6 protein-coding genes are annotated in these 6,308 nt (G+C 25.7%); 4 read left to right on the forward strand and 2 right to left on the reverse strand.

Annotation, left to right across the window (positions count from 1 at the left end):
- The first annotated feature begins 31 nt into the window (after positions 1-31).
- The 3 genes from BUA70_RS05070 to BUA70_RS05080 all read left to right on the forward strand — a co-directional run bounded on the left by BUA70_RS05070 (position 32) and on the right by BUA70_RS05080 (position 3,372).
- Positions 32-1,771, forward strand: a complete 1,740-nt coding sequence (locus BUA70_RS05070; RefSeq protein WP_072894173.1) for a phosphoenolpyruvate carboxykinase — start codon at positions 32-34, stop codon at positions 1,769-1,771.
- Positions 1,761-2,954 (forward strand): pyridoxal phosphate-dependent aminotransferase, encoded by a 1,194-nt coding sequence (locus BUA70_RS05075; RefSeq protein ID WP_072894176.1) that lies wholly within the window; start codon positions 1,761-1,763, stop codon positions 2,952-2,954. The genes BUA70_RS05070 and BUA70_RS05075 overlap by 11 nt, the downstream gene beginning before the upstream one ends.
- A 157-nt stretch (positions 2,955-3,111) precedes the next feature.
- The gene (locus BUA70_RS05080; RefSeq protein ID WP_072894179.1) at positions 3,112-3,372 is read left to right on the forward strand and encodes an HPr family phosphocarrier protein; all 261 of its coding nucleotides are present in this window, start codon (positions 3,112-3,114) and stop codon (positions 3,370-3,372) included.
- Positions 3,373-3,416: 44 nt separating this feature from the next.
- Here BUA70_RS05080 and BUA70_RS05085 read toward each other — a convergent pair whose 3' ends face one another.
- Positions 3,417-3,638, reverse strand: coding sequence for a DUF378 domain-containing protein (locus BUA70_RS05085; protein ID WP_072894182.1), 222 nt, complete (start codon positions 3,636-3,638; stop codon positions 3,417-3,419).
- 141 nt (positions 3,639-3,779) lie between these two features.
- Between BUA70_RS05085 and purB the strand changes: the two genes are divergently transcribed.
- On the forward strand, positions 3,780-5,213 hold the full coding sequence (gene purB / locus BUA70_RS05090) for an adenylosuccinate lyase (protein WP_072894186.1): 1,434 nt from the start codon (positions 3,780-3,782) through the stop codon (positions 5,211-5,213).
- Positions 5,214-5,409: 196 nt separating this feature from the next.
- On the opposite strand, the gene BUA70_RS05095 is transcribed toward purB, so the two are convergent.
- Entirely contained in the window at positions 5,410-5,712 is a 303-nt protein-coding gene (locus BUA70_RS05095; RefSeq protein WP_072894189.1) for a hypothetical protein, read from the reverse strand.
- Between the last annotated feature and the right edge of the window lie 596 nt (positions 5,713-6,308).

The following is a 6,308-nucleotide window of genomic DNA, read 5'->3' on the forward strand; positions in this document are numbered from 1 at the left end:
TATTTATATATATTCATATAGGGGGTAAAATATGACAAAAGAATTTTCAATAAGTAACGATAAAGTTACTATAAATTTTACAGCAAAATATTGTGATAATATAGAGAGCCTATTAAGTAGTGAAGGATTTAAAAGAGTTTTAGAATGCTATTTAAAGAAAAGTAAATTTAGAAATAATAAAAATTTTAAAGAATTAACTAAAGCTTTTAATACAGAAGATATAGAAAAGTTATCTAATTTAGTGGTAAGAACTTTTAAACTCTTAACAGTAATGACTGCAGATGAGGTTATTAGCTTACATGAAAATTTTAAGCCTTTATTAGAAAATAAAGATCAGGTTATTTCATTTATAGAAGAATTATATTCTTATTGGAGAAAATTAGAAAGATATACTGTGATAAATAATAATAGAAAGAAAGAGGGAATAGCTTCTGTTAGTTTCCAAGAAGCTAATTCTGAATTCTCAAAATTAATACTAAGACTATATAGAAAAATAGAAAAAAACGTAATAGGACATATGCCTAAGGTATTTAGACAAATTCCAGCAGGTGGAAATGCAGGAATGCTTATAAATAATTTAATATGGCCTATTCCTTATGAATATGAAAAACTTGAAGATGTTCCCTTTATAGAATCTATATCTCTTGAAGCACCATTTATAACTTATCCTAAAAAGAATACAAGAGATGGAATTTTTAAAGAAGTATTTAAAAATCCAATAAATAGAGCATCTATTAATAAAGACGAATGGTACTGCTATCCTGCAAAAGTTGGGAATTTATTAGCTTATGTATATTTTCATAGAGATTTTATGGCTCATGGAATTACGTTATGTAATCTTTTTGAACTAGCAACTATAGAAGAATGTAGAGGAAGAAAACCAGATATAGTTCATATTTTTGGAGCAGAAGATGACTCAGAGTTTAAAACTGTTTTTTATGATGATGAAAAGAATAATATAATGATGGGTTATGTAAATTATAATGAAGCCATAGATTATTTTGGATATATGAAAAAAATGATTCTAACTCTCCATAATCTTATAGCAATAAAAAAAGGAATGCTACCTATTCATGGAGCTATGGTTAATATATCTCTTAAAGATGGGAAAACAGCTAATGCAATAATAGTTGGAGATAGTGGTGCTGGAAAATCAGAATCCTTAGAAGCTTTTAGAGCTTTAGGAGAAGAGTATATAAGTGATATGAATGTTATCTTTGATGATATGGGATTTATAAAAAAGGATGGAAATGTAATAAAAGGCTATGGAACAGAAATAGGTGCCTTTGTAAGACTTGATGACTTAGATCAAGGATATGCATTTAAGGAACTAGATAGAAGTATATTTATGAATCCAGATAAGGTTAATGCAAGACTTGTAATGCCAATATCTTCTTATAAAGATATAACAAAGGGATATAAAGTAGATATAATACTTTATGCTAATAACTATGATGAAGCAAAGGATAAAGCTATTAAGTTTTTTACAAATAAAAATGAGGCTATTAAGGTATTTAAAAAAGGGGCAAGAATGGCAAAAGGAACAACTACAGAAAAAGGTCTTGTAGAATCTTATTTTGCAAATCCATTTGGTCCAGCTCAAAGAAAAGAAGAAGTAGATAAACTTTTAGAGTTTTATTTTAAAGAAATTTTCGATGAAAAAATATTGATTGGAGAGATAAAAACTCAATTAGCTGTTAAAGGAGTAGAAAAAAATGGTCCAAAGAAAGCTGCCCTAGAACTTTTGGAGGTTATATGTAATGAAATCTAATAGAGTAAAGGATATAAGTGCTTCAAAAACTTTAGAGATAACTAAAATTGCTAATGAAATGAAAAGTTTAGGAAAAGAAGTTATAAATTTTGCAGCAGGAGAACCGGATTTTTTTACCCCTAAAAATATACAAGATGCAGCAATTAAAGCTATAAGGGAAGGAAAGACAAAATATACTGCAACAAGTGGATTAAGTGATTTAAAAAAAGAAATCATAAAAAAATTAAAATATGATAATAATATAGAATATAAAGAAGAACAAATTTTAGTATCAACTGGGGCAAAGCAATGCTTAGCTAATATTTTTCTATCAATACTTAATGATAGTGATGAAGTAATTTTATTATCTCCTTATTGGACCAGTTATCCAGAACTTATAAAAATAGCTGGAGGAAAATCAGTTTTTCTAACTGGAAATCATAAAAATAATTACAAAATAAATAAATTAGATTTAGAAAAAATTATTACTGATAAAACTAAAGCAATTATTATAAATTCTCCTTCAAATCCTACAGGAGTTATTTATGATAAAAAAGAATTAGAAGAGATTGCTGAAGTTTGTAAAAAATATAACTTAATAATAATATCTGATGAAATTTATGAAAAATTATCTTATGATAGGAAAAAACATATAAGTATAGCTTCATTATCAGAGGACTCCTATAAAAGAACTTTAGTAGTAAATGGATTTTCTAAAGCTTATGCTATGACTGGATGGAGATTAGGATACGTAGCAGGAGATAGAGAAGTAATATCTTACATGACAAAACTTCAAAGCCATACAACTTCAAATCCTAATACTATCTCTCAATATGCTGCAATAGAAGCTTTAAAAGGATCCCAAAAAGAGCTTGAAAATATGGTAATTGAATTTGAAAGTAGAAGAAACTTGACTGTAAATATATTAAATAATATAAAAGAAGTAAGTTACATAAAGCCTGAAGGTGCTTTTTATGTAATGATTGATGTATCAAAACTTTATAATACTTATATAAATAATTACTATATAAATAACTCAGATTCTTTTTGTAAGTTTTTTTTAGAAGAGGAAAATGTTGCAGTTATTCCAGGTAGCGCTTTTGGAGCTGATAATTATATAAGGATATCTTTTGCAACTTCAAGAGAAAATATAACAAAGGGATTAGAAAAATTACAAAATTTTATAAATAAGTTAAAATTTTAATTAAATATCAGTAAAACACTGTCATTATTAATAGAAAATTAGACATAATATAATTAACAAAAATTTAAAAAACAATGAAAAAGGTAAAAATTGTTGAAATTTTTGCTGATAATGTTTATAATGAAATAGTTAGTAAATAAATAAAGAGGTGGATGTAATGGTAACTAAAGAAGTAGTAATAAAAAATTCAACAGGTTTACATGCTAGACCAGCAACATTACTAGTAAAGAAAGCTTCATCATTCAAATCAGATGTAAGCTTAGAATTTAATGGAAAGAAAGCAAATGTAAAGAGCTTAATTGGAGTTCTTTCATTAGGAGTAACTAAAGATGCAGTTGTTAAAGTTATAGCTTCAGGCGATGATGAAACTTTAGCTGCTGAAGAGATAGTTAAATTAATAGAAAACTTAGAAGAGTAATAAAAAAGGTTCCTTTTAAAAGGAACCTTTTTTATTACTTTTATTTAATTAGCTTGTCTACCTATAAATTTACTTCTAAGTAATAAAAGAATTAAATTAATTGCAGATGCAAATACTAGAATATAAATAATTCTTTCTACTAAAGGACTACCAAAACTTAGTAGATTAACTAAATTAAAATTAAATATACCTATAAGACCCCAATTAATAGCTCCTATAATTACTAATACAAAAGTAATCTTATCTAATAAATTTACTTTATACATATAACCCCACTCCCATCAAAACTAATCTATATTAAATAAATATTAAAAAATTTATAAAATATGACTGATAGAAAATAAAAAATATGATATAATACGAATTATAATGAAGTATTATTTAATTTTATTCGTAGGAGGAACAATATGAAAGAACTTTATAGCACACCGCTAAATTCAAGATATGCATCAAAAGAGATGTCATACATATTCTCAGATAAAATGAAATTTACTACTTGGAGAAAGCTATGGGTAGCTTTAGCTGAAGGGGAAAAGGAATTAGGTTTAAATATTACAGAGAACCAAATTGATGAGCTAAAAAGCCATATAGATGATATAAATTATGAAGAGGCCAAAAAGAGAGAGAAAGAAGTTAGACATGATGTTATGAGTCATGTATATGCGTATGGATTACAATGCCCAAATGCTAAGGGAATAATTCATTTAGGTGCAACTAGCTGTTATGTTGGAGATAATACAGATATTATTATAATGAGAGATGCTCTTCTTTTAATAAAGAAAAAAATAGTAAAAACTATAAAGTTACTTAAAGATTTTGCTATTAAATATAAGGATCTTCCTACATTAGGATTTACTCATTTTCAACCAGCTCAATTAACAACAGTAGGTAAAAGAGCTACTCTTTGGATTCAAGACTTAGTTTTAGATGTAGAAAATATAGATTTTGTACTATCAAAATTAAAGTTAAGAGGAGTTAAAGGAACAACTGGAACTCAAGCGAGCTTTATGAATCTTTTTGATGGAAATGAAGAGAAGGTAAGAGAGCTAGATACAATTGTTGCTGAAAAGATGGGATTTAATAAAAGTTATGGAGTTACTGGTCAAACTTATCCAAGAAAAGTTGATTCAATAATTTTAAATACTCTTTCAGAAGTAGCACAAAGCGCATATAAATTTAGTAATGATTTAAGATTACTTCAAAGTATGAAAGAAATGGAAGAACCTTTTGAAAAACATCAAATAGGATCATCTGCAATGGCATATAAGAGAAATCCTATGAGATCAGAAAGAATGGGAGCTCTTGCAAGATATGTAATAGTTGACTCTTTAAATCCTGCTATTACAGCTTCAACTCAATGGTTTGAAAGAACTTTAGATGATTCAGCCAATAAAAGAATATCTATGGCAGAAGGATTTTTAGCTTTAGATGGAGTTTTAAATTTATATATGAATATTGCAGAAAATATGGTAGTATATGAAAAAGTAATAACAGCTCATGTAAATAATGAACTTCCATTTATGGCTACGGAAAATATAATGATGGAATCAGTAAAAAGAGGCGGAGATAGGCAAGAACTTCATGAGAGAATAAGAGAGCATTCAATGGCTGCTGCTCAGAGAGTAAAAGGTGAAGGCCTTAATAATGATTTAATAGATAGAATAATAAAAGACGAAGATTATTTTAAATTATCAAAAGAAGAAATTTTAAAAATAATAGATCCAAATAAGTTTGTAGGAAGAGCACCAAGTCAAGTAATAGAATTTATAGATGAATATGTAAATCCTATATTAGAAGAAAATAAAGATGCTGTTTCAATAGAAAGTGAAATAACAGTTTAATAAATCTTAATAAAAAAGTGGAAGGAATTAATTCTTTCCACTTTTTTAAAGTTACTATAAAAATATTAAAAATAGGAAGTATGTTAATAAAGTTTTTATTATAATTTAAATTATTATAATATCCTGTACTTAATAATTATAAAATCTCTTATAAATATAATTAATTTTTTAAACATTTATAGAATATATTAAATTATTAATCTTCTTCTTTATAAATATTTAAGAAATCAAGCATAATACCAGCAGCTTTTATAAAAATAGACAATTCATTTTCATCTTTAAAATCATTAGCATTCCACTTTTCTAAAGCTTTTTCCATAACTTTGGTAACAGCTTTTTCTTGATAAAGATCATATTCTATACTACCTATTAAATTATAATAAGGTTCAGTTGTATTATTAACCCATTTTCCCCAAAATTCACTTTGGTTATTGGCAATAAACATTATGTGTTTTTCTTCATTACAAACAATTCCTATAACTCTTTTCAAATTTTTCATAGTTGTCAACTCCCTTCGTTGAGAATACAATAACATAGATTATATATAGGTACAATACCCTTAGTAGTGAATTATCTAATTATTAACTTTTATTTTAAAAATATGGTAAAAAACTTTCTTGTCTACAATCAATATGATAAAATAAATAAACTTATATTTATTGAAAAAACAAGATTTTAATTAACATTAAATAGAAAAATACTTAATAATAATAATAAATATTTTTATATAAATTGGAAAAAATAAAATTAAAAAAATATTAATATTATCTGTAAATTATAGATCAATAAAAATTAAAAAAATAAAGCTTACATGTAAAAATAATGTTTTTATATTCCATAGTAAATAATTGGATTAAAAGTCTAATAATTGGTAATAATCATAATATAATAAGCTTTTTAATAAGAAATCTAATAGTTTAATTAGATTTTTGAGGCTTTATAAAAATATATTTATGATTAGGAGAATTTTTATGGTAGGAAAGTTAATGTCTATAGAAGAAGTTAAAATTGATAGTGTAGAAAGTGAAGCTGAAAATGGAATGCCTTTTGGAAGAGGTGTTAATAATTGTTTAGTTAAGGTGCTAGAGATTGCAC

The sequence above is a fragment of the Clostridium fallax genome (assembly GCF_900129365.1).
In the GTDB taxonomy this organism is placed as follows: domain Bacteria; phylum Bacillota; class Clostridia; order Clostridiales; family Clostridiaceae; genus Clostridium_AH; species Clostridium_AH fallax.

What these genes read in the sequence shown, in the direction of transcription:
- BUA70_RS05070 (WP_072894173.1), top strand. Translation starts at nt 32, where the DNA reads ATGACAAAAGAATTTTCAATAAGTAACGATAAAGTTACTATAAATTTT.
- BUA70_RS05075 (WP_072894176.1), top strand. Translation starts at nt 1,761, where the DNA reads ATGAAATCTAATAGAGTAAAGGATATAAGTGCTTCAAAAACTTTAGAG.
- BUA70_RS05080 (WP_072894179.1), top strand. Translation starts at nt 3,112, where the DNA reads ATGGTAACTAAAGAAGTAGTAATAAAAAATTCAACAGGTTTACATGCT.
- BUA70_RS05085 (WP_072894182.1), bottom strand. Translation starts at nt 3,638, where the DNA reads ATGTATAAAGTAAATTTATTAGATAAGATTACTTTTGTATTAGTAATT.
- purB (WP_072894186.1), top strand. Translation starts at nt 3,780, where the DNA reads ATGAAAGAACTTTATAGCACACCGCTAAATTCAAGATATGCATCAAAA.
- BUA70_RS05095 (WP_072894189.1), bottom strand. Translation starts at nt 5,712, where the DNA reads ATGAAAAATTTGAAAAGAGTTATAGGAATTGTTTGTAATGAAGAAAAA.